This is a genomic window from Bifidobacterium crudilactis, assembly GCF_000738005.1.
GTDB lineage: Bacteria > Actinomycetota > Actinomycetes > Actinomycetales > Bifidobacteriaceae > Bombiscardovia > Bombiscardovia crudilactis.
This window is the reverse complement of record NZ_JHAL01000002.1, coordinates 400,953-415,269: the sequence shown is the minus strand read 5'-3', so window position 1 is coordinate 415,269 and position 14,317 is coordinate 400,953. Positions and strand designations below refer to the sequence as shown.

Genomic DNA, 14,317 nt, shown 5'->3' with positions numbered 1-14,317 from the left:
AATCAACCTCCCGTCGCTTGCCCAACGACTCAACTGGTCAGCATCATGCTGTGACAAGCTGCATCAGCTCGGTGTAATTGGTGACGACGTCGTAGGTGACTTCGTTGCCATTTTTCTTGTTGAGCGAGTCGAAGAATTTGCGAGCGCACTCGATCTTTGCGTCTTCGACGCCCTTAAGCTGGAGTGTCGAGAGGGAGCCTTTGGTCTCCGCGACGAAGTAGACGTGCTTGACGCTGCCCTCCTTGAACGCGATCGCCCAGTCCGGGTTGTAGTCCCCGACCGGGGTCGGGATGAAGAACCCGCGTGGGAGCTTTGCGTACACGGCGACCTCGGTGCTGGTGTCCAGCTCGTTGACGAACGCGCGCTCGATCTTGGAGTCGGTCACGACGTAGTCGTAGATATGCTTCGTGAGCTTGGTACCGGCGTGGGTGAGATCTTGTTTGGTCTGGTTCTCCGTGAAGATGGCCGAGTCGAATGTCTCGTCCAGAGCGTCGTAGGCGAGGTGGTCGACGATAACGGTTGCCTTCTGCTCATTGATTAGTCGTGCCGATTCGGTGATGAATTGCTCGGGGTTGAGACGGAACTTACCGAACGTGTCCGGACGGACTCCTTTGAGAATGCCCGCGACAGTTCGACGGGTGAGTTTCGTCTTCTCTGCGATCTCGCCCAAGAGGTCGTACTTCACTTGCGACCCGGCCGTCAGCGCTTCGGTCACAGTCTCAGTGGAAGACACTGCGAACCCGGTGCCCTTGGACAGATTGTCAGCCTCCAGCTCGTCACGCTGTTCCCCTGCCTGCACCACGTACTGCATGGAAGCTACGTTGAGATGCTTGTCCATGTGGCTGATGGCCTTGCGGATCAGCTCGCTGGAATCGAACGCAACCTCATAGACGGCCTTGTGGTTGATCCGGCCCCACAGGATTTGGAACTCCTTGCGTCCGAAGTTGGCCTCGTTGAGGGGTATCTTCTTCGGCTTGCGGTCGTCGCCAGGCTTGGGTACGTCAATGTACAAGGAGTCGACCAGCGGCCAGATGAAGTCGACGACCGGCCGCAACACGTCCGACGTCGGCACTGCCAGAGCCCCCTCGATCTTCGCATCTTTGTACGCGGTGGTGATATGTCCGTCGTCGTCGATGTAGTCATTGCGAGTCAAGTAGTTGTAGATGGCTCTGGCCAAATGCTCTTCGACTACTGACTCACCCGTGGAGGTCTGTATGGTCTTGCCTTTGAAGTAGCTGACGCTCGCCTTGCGCGGACGGGCGGCCAGAGACTCGGAGATTTCCTTTTGAAGGCCGTCCACAAAGTCTGTATACGATTCGTCGGTCACCACGGTCAGCTCGTTGATGTCCTGGACGCGGGCGCCGACGGTAGCCTCGTCCATCCGCTCACCCCGCTGGTCCACGGCCAGGCGAAGCCCGCGGCCGATCTCCTGACGCCGTGACACGGTGTTGTTGCTCTTCTTCAGCATCCCCATGACGAACACATTTGGGTTGTCCCATCCCTCACGCAGTGCCGAGTGGGAGAAAATGAATCGGACGGGCTCGTCGAAGGACAGGAGACGTTCCTTGTTTTTGAGGATGAGGTCATAGGCATCGGTATCAATCGACTCGCCCTTGTCATCGCCTCGGCCGGAAACCTTGCCATTGACTTGGTGCTTAGTCCTCTTGTCAATCGAGAAGTAGCCCTCGTGAATCTTGCGGATTGGATCGCGGCGCAGATAAGTCTGGTAAGCGGCGGTCGCATCGTCAACGGCCAGCTCTCCCAAGACCTCGTCGCGGATTGGTGCGTACTCTTCCTCGAATATCCGGGCGTACTCGCCGAGTGTGTCTTTCTGCAAGTAGTCACGGTACTTGGCTACCTCGTCGATGAAGAACAACGACAACACTTTGATGCCTTGGCTGAACAGCTCACGCTCTTTGTCCAGATGTGCACGGATGACCTCGCGAATCTGGATGCGGCGTTTCGTGTCCTCGGTGACGTCGCGACCAGCGAGCTGTCCTGCGAAGACGATGTCGCCGTTGCTCAACTCGATGATATCCCGGTTCGCGTCAATGTCCACGACGACGAGCGACTTGCCATCGGGCCGGTAGGCCTCCAGTCCATTGGACAGGTCGTGAAGATTCGTGCCCTTCTCCACTCGTTTGACCTGCCGCTTGATCCCGGTCTTGGTCTGAACCTCGATCTCCATCCTCGCGCGCGGCAGCGCACCCTTCGAGATTTCGATAGCATCCAGATACAGATAGGCCGTTGACCCAGCAAGGCCCTTGACTGTGATGCCCCGAACGGCGATCTTCTTCACGAGCTTCTGGTTGTAGGCATCCAGTGCATCCAAGCGGTACACTTTCGTGTGCTCCACCTTGTGCGTCGCCGAGTAGCGCAACATCATCAGCCCATTGAAGTTCGACAGCGCCTTCAAGGACTTCTCGGCACCGATCTTCTGCGGTTCATCGATGATCACGATGGGGCGGTTGGCGGCGATCACATCAATCGGTTTGCGGGACTGGAAGTCGTCCAGGACGTCGTAGATTCGCCGGTTGTCCTTGCCAGTCGCATTGAAGGCCTGAATGTTAATGATCATCACCTGCACACCGGCATCCGAACTGAAACGCTCGAGCTCGTGAAGCTGAGAAGAGTTGTAGATAAACGAGCGCGGCTTCGTGCCATACCACTGTTGGAAATGGTCTGCGGTCACGTCGAACGTCTTCTTCACGCCCTCGCGGATGGCGATCGAAGGCACGACAATGATGTATTTTGACCACCCGTATCGTTTGTGCAGCTCCATGATGGTCTTGATATAAACGTATGTCTTGCCAGTGCCGGTCTCCATCTCCACGTCAAGGTTCGGAGCGTGTGGAGCCGCCTTACTGCCTTTGAGCGAGGTCGACAGCGGGAGGTTTCCAGTCCGCTGCACCTTCTGCACATTGGCGAGGAGTTGGGCATCGTTGAGTGCGATCTCCGCGTTTCGCAGTCCCGAGTCTGCATACAGCGGGGCCATACCTGAACGAACGTTGCCAGGGTCGACACGATAGGAGATCCCGTCATACTTAGGCTGGCCGTCGAACACATCAACGACTGCGTTGACCGAGTCCGTCTGATACTGCTGGACCTTGAACTGAAGCTTCATCTTGGTCAGATCGCTTTCACTTCAGTCGATGGCGACACCTCACGGAAAATCTGCTCAACGTTGATTCGCGCGGCGTCAGACTCGAAACAATCGTCACGGAACACAGTACGTAATGGTTTGCGTCGTGCCATTTCATGGACGACATCATCAGTGATACCGCTCGCAAAGCAGGCAAGCAGTGCATCGTCATCGACAGAGAAGACCTTGCATCCAGCCATGTCGACGAGACTGATCGGGAGCGATAGTTCTATGCCCCAATCAAGGAGTATCTGGAATAATAAATCTTCGTCGGAACGGTCGGACTTTACGCTACTTCTGAATGTTTCTAGCTCGCTTTGGAGCGTTACGGCGGGGGTCCGGAGATTGTCAATAATATTTGTCGTATCTACAAATAACGTGCGAAACCCAAGATCAATAGCACTTGCATTGAAGGACCCTCGGTCACGTATTGCCCGTGCCGCACGTCGAATTCTCTCGCGTGCAACAGCAGCGATAGATATGAAGCCCGAGTTTCTTGCCGCAGAGCCTTCAGGACAGTCTTCATCAAGCTGAATACAGACAAATTTCCTAGTTCCACCGTCGAGTTCATTTTGATCGAGTACGGCTTGACCTGTTGTTCCCGATCCTGCGAAGAAATCGAGGACAACAGCCTGAGGATCATCAATCCACGTGAGAAGCTTTGACACAAGCTGCGGCGGCTTGGCGAAATCAAAGATTCCTCCAAGTCCTAGCTTACTCAGAGCCTTTGTGCCTTGGTCATTCGTGACGGTATCGAGAAAGTCACGAGGGCGAATACCATCTCCGAGTCGATCTTCGAGATAATATTTTGTGTATACATTCCAGCGTGACTGTTGACCATTTTGATCTTGAAGTGGACTTGACGACGTTTCTTTGAATACGAGTAAGGACTTCTTCGCAAGGTAAGAGTCGAATGACCACCTCCAAACCCGATCCTCCCGCGACTCAGGTGGGCGATTTGACGCATCAGTTACCGAGTTCGGACGGTTAGGCCCTGGAGGCAGCAAGAAAGTGCCGTCGGGAGCTTTAATCCAGTACCGCTGGTTCACGCAACCTCGCAACGGGTCTAGGCTTGCTTGGTAGAGTCCCACAGTCGCGAAGTGACCTCGAGCGTCGACTCCTGAGAATCTCTTCCGATATTCATCCGAAACGCTGTCCATTAAAGGATGAAGGGTATCTACGTTACGCGCTACTGCGACCAGGTAATCTTTGGACGGAGCAAAGTGGGTTCCCTTATTGGAGGTCTTCTTGGTTACCCTTGCAACTGATGCAATGTAGTTACGCGTGCCGAAGATTTCCTTTACTACTTCGACAAGATCAGAATGCTCTCCATCATCGATCGAAATAAATATTATTCCATCTTCCGTGAGAAGATTCCGAGCTAGGCGAAGCCTGGGATATATCATGCTGAGCCAATCAGAATGGAACTTACCGTTGGATTCGGTATTCGCGACAAGTCGCTCGCCCGATTCAGACATTTGTCCAGAACGCCGTAGATACTCAGTGGTGGATTCGGCAAATTCATCAGCATAAACGAAATCGTTCCCTGTGTTGTATGGCGGGTCGATGTAGATGAGTTTGACCTTGCCGAGGTATGACTCTTGAAGAAGTTTGAGTGCGTCGAGGTTGTCGCCTTCGATAAACAGGTTCCTTGTCGTGTCGAAGTCGACTGATTCCTCACGGTTTGGACGCAATGTCTTGGCAATCGGGGCGTTAGCAGCGAAGGCGGCTGCTCGCTTGCCTGGCCAGTCGAGCCGGTATCGTTCCTGCGGACCTTCGACGATGTGGTCGGAGAGCTCCTGTCGGAGCAGATCGAAATCGATGGTGCGTTGCGGATTGCCATCGACATTAAGAGTTTCCGTAATAACTGTGGGAAACAGCTTGGCGATCTTGTCGATGTTCTCCTCGGTCAGATTAGGCGATGTCATACGTAATTTGTCCACGGTGCTACCTTTGCCTTCGTTCTGTGAGATCGGCCAACTGTTCTTGTTTGATCTTGAGGGTGCGAAGCAGCTCGACCTTGCGGTTGAGCTGCTTCTCGGCGTTGAGTTTTCGCGCCAATGTTTTGATCTCGCGTTCGAGCATGCCGACGGTGCCGAGTCTGTCAGCGACCTCTGACATTGCTTCGCCTACACGGACTTTGACGTTCGTCAGTGGCTCTAGCAGCCCGACGTAGAGCGCTGATAGGGTTATGGCGGTCGGCAAAGGCTGGCGCTCCGCGTCCGCAGGTTGCCAGTTGGTGGTGAAGTACTGGCTGATTCTTGGGGCCATGGCGCCGAGTAGCTTGTGGGCGGCGACCATGCGGACTTCACGTCCGATCGTGGTGGTGCGGTTCACCTCGAAGATGATCGGGGTTGGGATCGTCTTGTCGATCGTTGCGAGCACTGGTTTCGATACGTCAGTGCCCTTGGCGTCTATCTGGAACACCTGGATTTCAGGGACCTCGTCGCTGTCGGTGAGATTGATGGTGGTCTGGGCGAGTTTGTATGCCCATGTCAGGCGCGCGGCCTCGTTGACGAATCTGTTGCGCAGAGCGGCGTTTACGCCGGCGTGCTCGTAGAACCTTTCCTTGGGTACCCGCCGACCGAACCGGGCGGCGGGTGGCCACTGGTACAGCAGATCAGCCACGGCCGCTCATCTCCTCATCAGGGTTGACGACAGCGACGAACGCGGTGAGCTCGAAGTCGTCGAGACCCGCGATGGTTTGTTCCAAAGCAGTGGTGTGTCCAGGTGTGAAGAGGCTGTCGATGTCCCGTTCTTCGGTGACGTCGATCATCGAGTGGATCGCATCGGTGAGCAATTGGGAGTACGTGCTCATGTCCGTGCCGTCGCGGGTGTTGGCGTTGAATGTCTGGACGGCTGCGTGGATTGGAGCATCATGGGGACGGCATCCGGTACGCAGCAGATCAAGGAGGTGCTTGGGGTTTGTGTGGTCGGCGATGATATTGCCGTCCTCGTCAAGGTAGATGAGGTAGTGGGGATGCAGACGGTTGCCGCGGTTGATGTGCTGGTCCGCGTTGATGTTGCGCAAGGCGAAGATCACTCCCGGTACGAGTCCCTTGCCGGGATCGGCCGGGATGACAGCATGCAGGCCCTTGGGAGTGGTCGCCAGATCACCGTACTGCTTGATGTAGCCGAGCAGGTCCATCCGGAAGTCGTTGAGGCCGAGATCAGTGATGGATACTCCAGTATGAACATCTTCAAGTTCGATGACCTCGTCCTGGAGTCGGCGGAGCTGCTCTTTGCGGAACGCGGCGTCAGCATTCTCTTGGGTGAGGGGGTTATCATCAGCCGTGCCCGCTACGTCAGCGATGACCATCCTATTCTCTACCCGCTCCTTGAGGTTGATGTACTCGTCCAAGGAGATGTCGGGCCAGAAGTTCACCAGCTGGATGACCTTGTTGATTGACCCGATGCGGTCGATGCGCCCGAATCTCTGGATGATACGAACCGGGTTCCAGTGGATGTCGTAGTTGATGAGGTAGTCGCAGTCCTGGAGGTTCTGACCCTCGCTGATGACGTCGGTGCCAATCAGGACATCCAGTTCGCGTGCTTCACCGGGCATCGTCAGGTCACGTTGTTTGGAGCGCGGAGAGAACAGAGACATAATCTGCTGGAAGTCGAATCCAGTTCCCAGCGTGGATTTTGCCCCATGACTGCTGCCTGTGATGACCGCGCACTCTAGCCCTGCCTCAGTCAATGCCGGCGAGAGGTTGCGGTAAAGATAGTCACTGGTGTCCGCGAAGGCAGAGAAAACCAGGACCTTGCGATTGCCTGGGTTGATCGGGTGCTGCTCCTTGGCTCGTATGAGCTCCTTGAGCTTACGGAGTTTCAGGTCGTGATCAGGGCTGACCTTGTTCATCTCGTCGAGCAGCTCGCGTAGCGTCTCGCGGTCGTTCCATAGGTCACGCTGCCAGGACTCGATGTCAAGGTCATCGAAGTCGATGCGAATCTTGTCGCCGAATGAGAGCGCCTCGATGTTGGCATCCTCGTCGTCATCGATATCGAAGTCCTGGCCAGCCATGTCCGGGACCAAGTCGGCGAGGTCCCCAGCGTGATTGCTGACTCTGGAGAGCGTATGGGTGACGGAATCTTGCACCTTGGTGAGTGTCAGCCGGAATGCTTCGACCGAGCTTTCCAACCGCTTGAGGAGATTGACCGTCATGAGCTGTTTGAGGCCCTGCTCGCGTCCTGCCTGACCAAGGTTGGATCGAGCATTCCCTGCGGTGATGTTGTACATGTCCTCGTACTTGGCTCGGCGTGAGGGGAACACGTAGGCCAGTGGGGTGTAGACCGCCAGGGTAAGCGCCTGAAGCTGTTCGAAGATGTCGTTAAAACTTGGCACGTCGGTCAGGTCGGTCAACGGTTCCCTGACGGAGATTGGTTTCAAACGTTCAGGGAAAGCCCCGATCTCACTGGTGTCGTAGAAGGCCTGGATATGTCTGCGGGAGCGGGCGATCGTCACGGAGTCCAAGAGTTCGAAGAAGTCGAAGTCCAGCATCTTCAGAATCCGGTCAGTAGTGCGCTGTCCAGGGTCCAGCTTCGACCACTCGTTGAAGACCCGCTGAGCATCAGAAAAGACCTTCTCCACGCTAGTGGAGATATCCAGATGTTTGGCGAGGTTTTCGGACTCGCCTTCGTAGGCGAGCTGGAGCTGATTCTTCAAGTCGTTGAACCGGTTGTTCACCGGGGTTGCCGAAAGCATGAGCACCTTGGTCTTCACGCCTTCCTTGATGACTTGACGCATAAGGCGCTGGTAGCGCGACTCTTTCTCCTCCGCGTAGTCGGCATTGCGGAAGTTGTGCGACTCGTCAATGACGACGAGATCGTAGTTACCCCAGTTGATTCGAGAAAGGTCCAGTCCGAGAGACTCACCCTTTGTTCGAGACAGGTCGGTATGAGCGAGGACGTCGTAGGCGAAGCGGTCCTCGCGGAAGAGGTTGGTGGTGTAGTTCGAGTTGTAGTTCGTCCAGTTTTCGGATAGCTTCTTCGGGCACAGCACAAGCACAGACTTGTTGCGCAGTTCGTAGTACTTGATGACCGCCAGCGCTGTGAACGTCTTGCCAAGACCGACGGAGTCGGCAAGGACACAGCCGTTATAAGTCTCAAGTTTGTTGATGATTCCCGTCGCGGCATCCCGCTGGAAGTTATATAGACTCCGCCAGACCTTCGTGTCCTGGTATCCAGTGCGGTCGTTAGGCAGGACATCATCGTTGACATCATCAAGGAAGCCGGCGAACAGATTGTGGAGAATCAGGAAGTAGATGCGTGCTGGAGAGTTCTCTGCATAGACGCTAGCGATATGATCGTGAACAGCGGCTGTAACATCACGCACCTGATCTGGGTTGTTCCAAATCTGATCAAACAGGTGCATGTACTGCTCGGTCATTGATGTTTCGTCAAGACGGTTCACGAAGTTGGATACCGCGTTGCCTCGTTCGTAGCCAAGGTCGGCGGTCGTGAAGCCTTGCAGCTGGGTATAAGCAGTCTTGTCATCGATCACGGCGAATTGCTGCATCGGATTGTCTGTGGTGTTCGAATAGAACCTAACTTTGCGGCGAACCCAGTCCGCACACTCGCGAGCGATGGATTTCTGGGTCAACTTGTTGCGCAGTCGAATTTCAAATTCCGAGCCGGCAAGGCTTGACTCGGCGTGCCCAGTCGGAATGAAAAACTGCCGGCGTTCCTTGCGAATCTTGTCGGTTACTTCCTCAGTCACGAAGGAAGGGGAGGTAAAGACAAAATCCAGCTCGCTGACCTTCTCCAGTTCTTTCTTCAATGCTTCAAAAGCAAAGATCGAGAACGTGGAGGCGGCGATCCGGACTTTGGAACCTGGAGTGATTTCATGCTTAAGGTCGTCGCCTAACAGGTCTGTGACGTTATTGATGATGCGCACGCGCGTTATTCACCCGCCTTGTCGGGTGCGGTATCGGTAGTGCTGTCACTGCGTACCCAGTCATCGACCTCGCTGGCCTGGAACTTCCATAGCCGACCGATCTTGTGGGCGGGCATGGCCTTCTCAGTAATCCACGTGTACACGGTGTCTTTGGTGACGCCTAGGTGGGCGGCGATGTCGTCTGCGGACAGCCAGGGCTCGGTCACAACGGTTCTCCCTCACACTGAGTGGCCCACGTACGAGCCAGCGCTCGTATTCTATCATCATGTGTGCCAAGTGGGCCGGGTCTCTACCGGTGTGTCAGGGTTGGGACGGCGCAAGCCCACGGTTTCGTGATTCCGGGTAGTTGTAGTCCGGTGCTGCACCTGTCAGTCCGCAGCAGCTGCATGGCGTTCCTCGACGTCCAGCAAATAGAATATGGAGCACAAGTCCAATTCGTGAGTAGTGAATGAAACGATCCGGGGCGTTACCAACGCCCCGGATCGAGAAAAGCCAGGCCGGGCCAGGCTCTGACTGCGGGCGAGCGTACGTCATATGAACAACTTCGTATCGATCTAGCGTTACTCGTTCAGCACGACAATGAGAAGAACCGTCCAAGGCTTCCAAGCAGGCACGCGGAACGCTGGCCTCGCTACAGCTTCAGAATAAATTCAGGAACCCTGCCACGCCGCAACCGTAGGCACTCCTGGAGCAACATCGTCCTGTCGGATGGTGCATGCTCCAATCGTCCTCAGCTTCTCGAAAGCCTGCAGTTCACGCACGGGTTCTCCTAGTAGGAAGGAGCCCTGCAATGGACACACTTAGTAGTGACATAGGGCGACAAGAGCACAGCTTGAAGGAGTTCATGCCAATCACAGCAAAGACCTGCGTCTTTCGTCAGGCGATAGGGCCATGCGCGTATGACTGCGTGAAGCTTACCGTAATCCGGGATGGATCGGCGATCCTATGCTCCCAGCTCGGCAAGCAGCCGGTCACTATTGGGGATGTGGTACTGCTGTGCTCGAACACGTTGTGTGCTGCTGAGCCCGAAGACAGATGCACGGTCTCGACGATCCTTATCGACACCGACTACATGATCGACCACATGTTCTGGAAGCATGCCGGTCTGTTGTCCGATCGCCTTGAAGCCAAGGACCTAATCGCAAAGCTCTATCTCGAACCGGCGCAGGTGCTTCGTTTAGGAGTGCAACGTCTGGAAGTGATCGAGCCGTGGTTGGATGAACTGGCACGCCTGTCGGCTAGATGCAGATACGCCAATCGGTTCAACCGTATCCAGGCATTGTGGTTCCTCATCGCCGACGTCATCAGCCCGTTCATCAAGGTCTCGCCCGTGCGCCTGTCGCGGTACCAGCGTGAGCGGCTGCGACCCAGCACGTCCAGGCATCGCCGTTTCGTGCCGTTGCGCTCCGAGGCCATGCAGGCCGCTCAACTTCTGCGTGGCGATCTCGCCCACCACTGGACGGTCAGAGAGCTGGCGGACCAGGTTCACTTGTCCGTGCCCCAGTTCTCGCGAGTGTTCACCGAGTCATACGGCAAAACACCGATGGCATATCTGACCATGCTGCGAATCGAGGAACTGGCCCGGCTGTTGCGTGAAACCGATTTGCCGGTTGAATATGCAATCGAGGCGGTCGGGTGGCATAGCATGAGCTATACGATCCGCGTGTTCCGTGCCTACGTTGGCATCACGCCCGGCGTCTACCGCCGCAACCACAACACCGTCGTTTGAACGTGCCCGATGCGATCATGAACCTTCTCGAAACGATCATGATTGGCTTCTTCGTAACTCGCGCCGCCCGAGGTTGGGCTATGTCTGTTAGTTCTCGCCGGGTTGTCCGGGTAGCCGTGGCGGGCGCGGCCGCCTGTTTCTGGCCTGACCCTTCTCTTCTTCTCGGGTTGCCTGGCGTACCTCACAGTCGCATGACCGCCCTCTTGTCTGGGGTGGTCCCCGACCGGAGGGAGGCCCCCACATGGCGACGAACGAGGAGATGCGGGCCGCGCGCGAGGCGCGGCTGGAGGAACTGCACGGGCAGCTGACGGGCGCGGTTGAAACACTGGTGACCGGGCAGGACTGGGCGCGGGCGCTCTCGTTTGCGGCCCGGTTCCGGTCGCGCAGCTTCAACAACACGCTGCTGATCTGGGCCCAGCACCAGCAGGCATTCGAGCAGGGCCGCGTAAGCTCGCCCTACCCGACCTTCGTAGCGGGCTACCGGCAGTGGCAGGCCCTTGACCGTCAGGTGGACAAGGGCCAGGCGGGCTACATGATCTTCGCCCCGGTCACCGCCCGCTTCGCCTCCGCGAACCCTTCGGACCCCACGTCGTGGCGCAGGCTGGCTCCGCGCGAGAAGCGCAAGAGCAATGAGGTGGAGCGTTCGCGCATGGTGGGCGTCAAGCCCGCCTATGTGTGGGATGTGTGCCAGACCGACGGCGAGCCGATCCCCGAACCGCCCGCCCCCAGGCTGCTGGAAGGTCAGGCGCCGGAAGGCCTGTGGGAGGGACTGGCCGCGCAGGTCACGGCGGCCGGCTTCGACCTGCTGCAAGCTTCTGACGCCTCGGCGATTGGCGGGGCGAATGGGCTGACCGACTATGCGGCCAGGACCGTCTCGGTGCGAGATGACATGCCGGATGCGGCGCGGGTGAAGACGCTGGCGCATGAGCTGGCCCATGTCCTCTTGCACGGCCCGGACAATCCCGACGCGCAAGGTCATCGCGGCATTGCGGAGGTGGAGGCCGAGTCGGTGGCCTTGATGGTGGGCGCGGCGCATGGCATGGATACCAGCGGCTACACGGTGCCCTACGTGTCCGGGTGGGCCGCCTCCGTGAAGGACATGTCGCCGGTGGAGGTGGTCAAGGCGACGGGCGAGCGCGTGCGCAGGACGGCGATCGGCATCCTGGACCGTCTCGACACCATGAAGGTGGGCGACGGCACCCCACCCGGACTCAACAACACCGTCCAGAAGGACGGCCAGCATCGCACAGCCACAACGGCACGCACGCCGCCAGCTCCTCCCGTCGAGCGCGAGCGCATCGGAGCCGGTGAGCCGGCTGCTGCGGGACGGAGGCTGTGATGCACCCTCTCATCCCCGTGCTCGGGACTCTTGCGTCCGATCCGGCTGCTGCGGCCCGGCAGCTCGCCGACGCCGGTATCCCGGTGTTCGCGTGCGTGCCCGGCGGCAAGCGGCCGCTTCCGGGCAGCCGCGGATTCCTCGACGCCACCACCAACCCCACGCTGGTCGAAAGCTGGTGGCGGCGGGCTCCGGGCGCGAATCTGGCGATCCCGACTGGCTTGGCGTCTGGTGTCGTGGTGGTGGACGTCGACGTGCACGGCGTCAACGGCTTCCATGCGTTGCGCCGTGCCCGTGAGGCAGGGCTGCTGCCCAGGCCGTTGGCGGTGGTGCGCACCCCGTCGGGCGGCATGCACCTCTACTACCCAGACGACCCCAGCAGCGAGCAGCGGTCGTGGCAGGCCGCGCGTGCCGGAATCGATCTCCGGGGCGACGGCGGCTACATCATCACCCCACCCTCCCAAGTGCAGGTCGATGGCATACGGCGGGCGTATGCGGTGGCCGAGCTGCACGCCGACAGCCAGCCCGTGGACTCCGCCGCATTGCGGAGCTTCCTCGACCCGAAGCCGCCCGAGCCGCCGCGTACCTCTCGTCCGGTCTTGTCTTCGGCGGATGCGGTGGGTCGGATCGGGTCGTGGGTGGGCACGCTGGTGGAGGGCGAGCGGAACCGGGGCCTGTTCTGGGCCGCCTGCCGCCTCACCGAACACGGACTTACCCCAGCCGCCGCCTACGACGCGCTGCGCGACCCCGCCCAGAGCGTGGGACTCACGCAGCGGGAGGTTGCCGTCACGGTGCGCTCCGCCTACCGCACTGCCCGGCCCGCACCCGCCAGCACAGCCGCGGCTTCCTCGTCCCGCCCTTTCGCACGTCGTGACCCGCAGCGCGTCTCACCGGCGAGGAGGCTGCCATGAGCGGAATGAGAAGCCGCCGGTGGCCGGCGCGCACCGCGATCGCGGGGACGTGCCTGATCGCGTTGGGTGCGTTCTGGCTGTCCTTCACCGCGTTGGCCGACCTTGCGGCGCGTTCGGGCATCGCTTCGGGTCAGGCGTGGGCGTGGCCGCTGATCGTGGACGGGATCATCGTGGTCGCCACCGTCTCCGTGGTGGCCCTTGCAGGTCAGAAGTCGGCGTGGTACCCGTGGATGCTCCTGGCCGGCGGCGCGCTGATCTCGGTGACCGCCAACGCCGTGCACGCCATCGTCTCCGCCGACACGGCTGTGCCCAGCCTCTTGGCGGCTGCGGTCGCCTCCGTCCCGCCCATCGTGCTCCTGGCCATCACGCATTTGACTGTCATCCTCACCCGCAAGCCCGACGAACCGACCGATTCGTCGCGAGTCGCAGTGCATCACGTTTCGGTGTCGGATGGCACACCAAGCCCCACGCCAGCCGAGGCCGCGCCAGAACTCCCGCGTGTCGAGCACATGCCGGAACTCAGCCAGACCTCCAGCGAGAGCGAGCCACGGACAGAGAACGTCGAGAGCAAGCCGATTACCGACGAGCCGCCCATTGATCAGCCCACTGCTGGCGAGTCGCCGTCTGACCGGCGGGAGCACGCTCGGGCGTTGCGGGAGGCGGGCTGGTCGAACAAGAGGATCGCCCGGCATCTGGGCGTCCACGCTTCAACCGTGGGCCGCTGGTTCGCGGCCGCGCACCCCACCACTGAGACCGAATCAGATACGGCAGGAGATGAACTATGAACGAAACCACACAACCAATCGGCCCCATCGAGACGCCAGAGACGCCCGATGGCATCGAGAACGAACTGACCCGCATCGACGCGCCCGCGGCCGTGATGGACACAGAGACCGCCATCGCCTCGGGAGCCGAGACCCACAGCGTCGTAACCACGGCCGAGGAGGCTGAGAGCGTGGTGCCGGATGCTGTCAAGCAGACGGATACGTCCCGGCGGGCGTTGGAGCAGCGGCTCGCCTCGGCGCGGGCGCGTGGTGTCGAGTGGGTGCGGGCTTCCGATTTGATCTCGCGCGGCGCCGGCCGGATGGCGGGGGCGGGCATCCGCTTCCACCAGGCCGCCGGCACCCAGACCCGCCAAGGACTCGCGTCTGGGGTGAGGGCGGTGTCGCGGCGGGCGCGTCAGCTGCCGCCGGTCTCGGCGTTCGGACGCCGCAGCGCCACGGCTTCGGCTGCAGTCCGTTCCGGGGTGGGGATGCGGTGATGACCTATGAGCACTGTTCGACTGGTCTGGCCCCGCCCATTC

Annotated in this window: 10 protein-coding genes; 5 read left to right on the top strand and 5 right to left on the bottom strand. The window is 59.1% G+C overall.

The window, feature by feature from the left end:
- Positions 1 to 43: 43 nt before the first annotated feature.
- From DB51_RS04015 to DB51_RS03995, 5 genes are read right to left on the bottom strand one after another with little or no spacing between them, the layout of a single operon-like run.
- Entirely contained in the window at positions 44 to 3,124 is a 3,081-nt protein-coding gene (locus DB51_RS04015; RefSeq protein ID WP_034252010.1) for a type III restriction-modification system endonuclease, read from the bottom strand.
- A gap of 5 nt (positions 3,125 to 3,129) precedes the next feature.
- Positions 3,130 to 5,085: a site-specific DNA-methyltransferase gene (locus DB51_RS04010; protein ID WP_034252006.1), complete on the bottom strand. Its 1,956-nt coding sequence runs from the start codon at positions 5,083 to 5,085 to the stop codon at positions 3,130 to 3,132.
- Between the two features lie 4 nt (positions 5,086 to 5,089).
- The gene (locus tag DB51_RS04005; RefSeq protein ID WP_034252003.1) at positions 5,090 to 5,770 is read right to left on the bottom strand and encodes a DUF4391 domain-containing protein; all 681 of its coding nucleotides are present in this window, start codon (positions 5,768 to 5,770) and stop codon (positions 5,090 to 5,092) included.
- A complete protein-coding gene (locus DB51_RS04000; protein WP_034252000.1) occupies positions 5,763 to 9,038 on the bottom strand; it encodes a helicase-related protein in 3,276 nt (1,091 codons plus the stop codon). Before DB51_RS04000 ends, DB51_RS04005 begins: the two co-directional genes overlap by 8 nt.
- Before the next feature lie 5 nt (positions 9,039 to 9,043).
- A complete protein-coding gene (locus DB51_RS03995) occupies positions 9,044 to 9,244 on the bottom strand; it encodes a helix-turn-helix domain-containing protein (RefSeq protein ID WP_034251997.1) in 201 nt (66 codons plus the stop codon).
- Between the two features lie 638 nt (positions 9,245 to 9,882).
- Between DB51_RS03995 and DB51_RS03990 the strand changes: the two genes are divergently transcribed.
- From DB51_RS03990 to DB51_RS09725, 5 genes are all read left to right on the top strand, one after another.
- Positions 9,883 to 10,767: a helix-turn-helix transcriptional regulator gene (locus DB51_RS03990; protein ID WP_034251994.1), complete on the top strand. Its 885-nt coding sequence runs from the start codon at positions 9,883 to 9,885 to the stop codon at positions 10,765 to 10,767.
- Between the two features lie 241 nt (positions 10,768 to 11,008).
- Positions 11,009 to 12,106: an ArdC-like ssDNA-binding domain-containing protein gene (locus DB51_RS03985; protein WP_034251991.1), complete on the top strand. Its 1,098-nt coding sequence runs from the start codon at positions 11,009 to 11,011 to the stop codon at positions 12,104 to 12,106.
- A complete protein-coding gene (locus DB51_RS03980; RefSeq protein WP_034251988.1) occupies positions 12,106 to 13,014 on the top strand; it encodes a bifunctional DNA primase/polymerase in 909 nt (302 codons plus the stop codon). The genes DB51_RS03985 and DB51_RS03980 overlap by 1 nt, the downstream gene beginning before the upstream one ends.
- Positions 13,011 to 13,799 (top strand): DUF2637 domain-containing protein, encoded by a 789-nt coding sequence (locus DB51_RS03975; RefSeq protein ID WP_051867257.1) that lies wholly within the window; start codon positions 13,011 to 13,013, stop codon positions 13,797 to 13,799. Before DB51_RS03980 ends, DB51_RS03975 begins: the two co-directional genes overlap by 4 nt.
- Positions 13,796 to 14,275, top strand: a complete 480-nt coding sequence (locus DB51_RS09725; protein ID WP_051867256.1) for a hypothetical protein — start codon at positions 13,796 to 13,798, stop codon at positions 14,273 to 14,275. The genes DB51_RS03975 and DB51_RS09725 overlap by 4 nt, the downstream gene beginning before the upstream one ends.
- Positions 14,276 to 14,317: the final 42 nt, after the last annotated feature.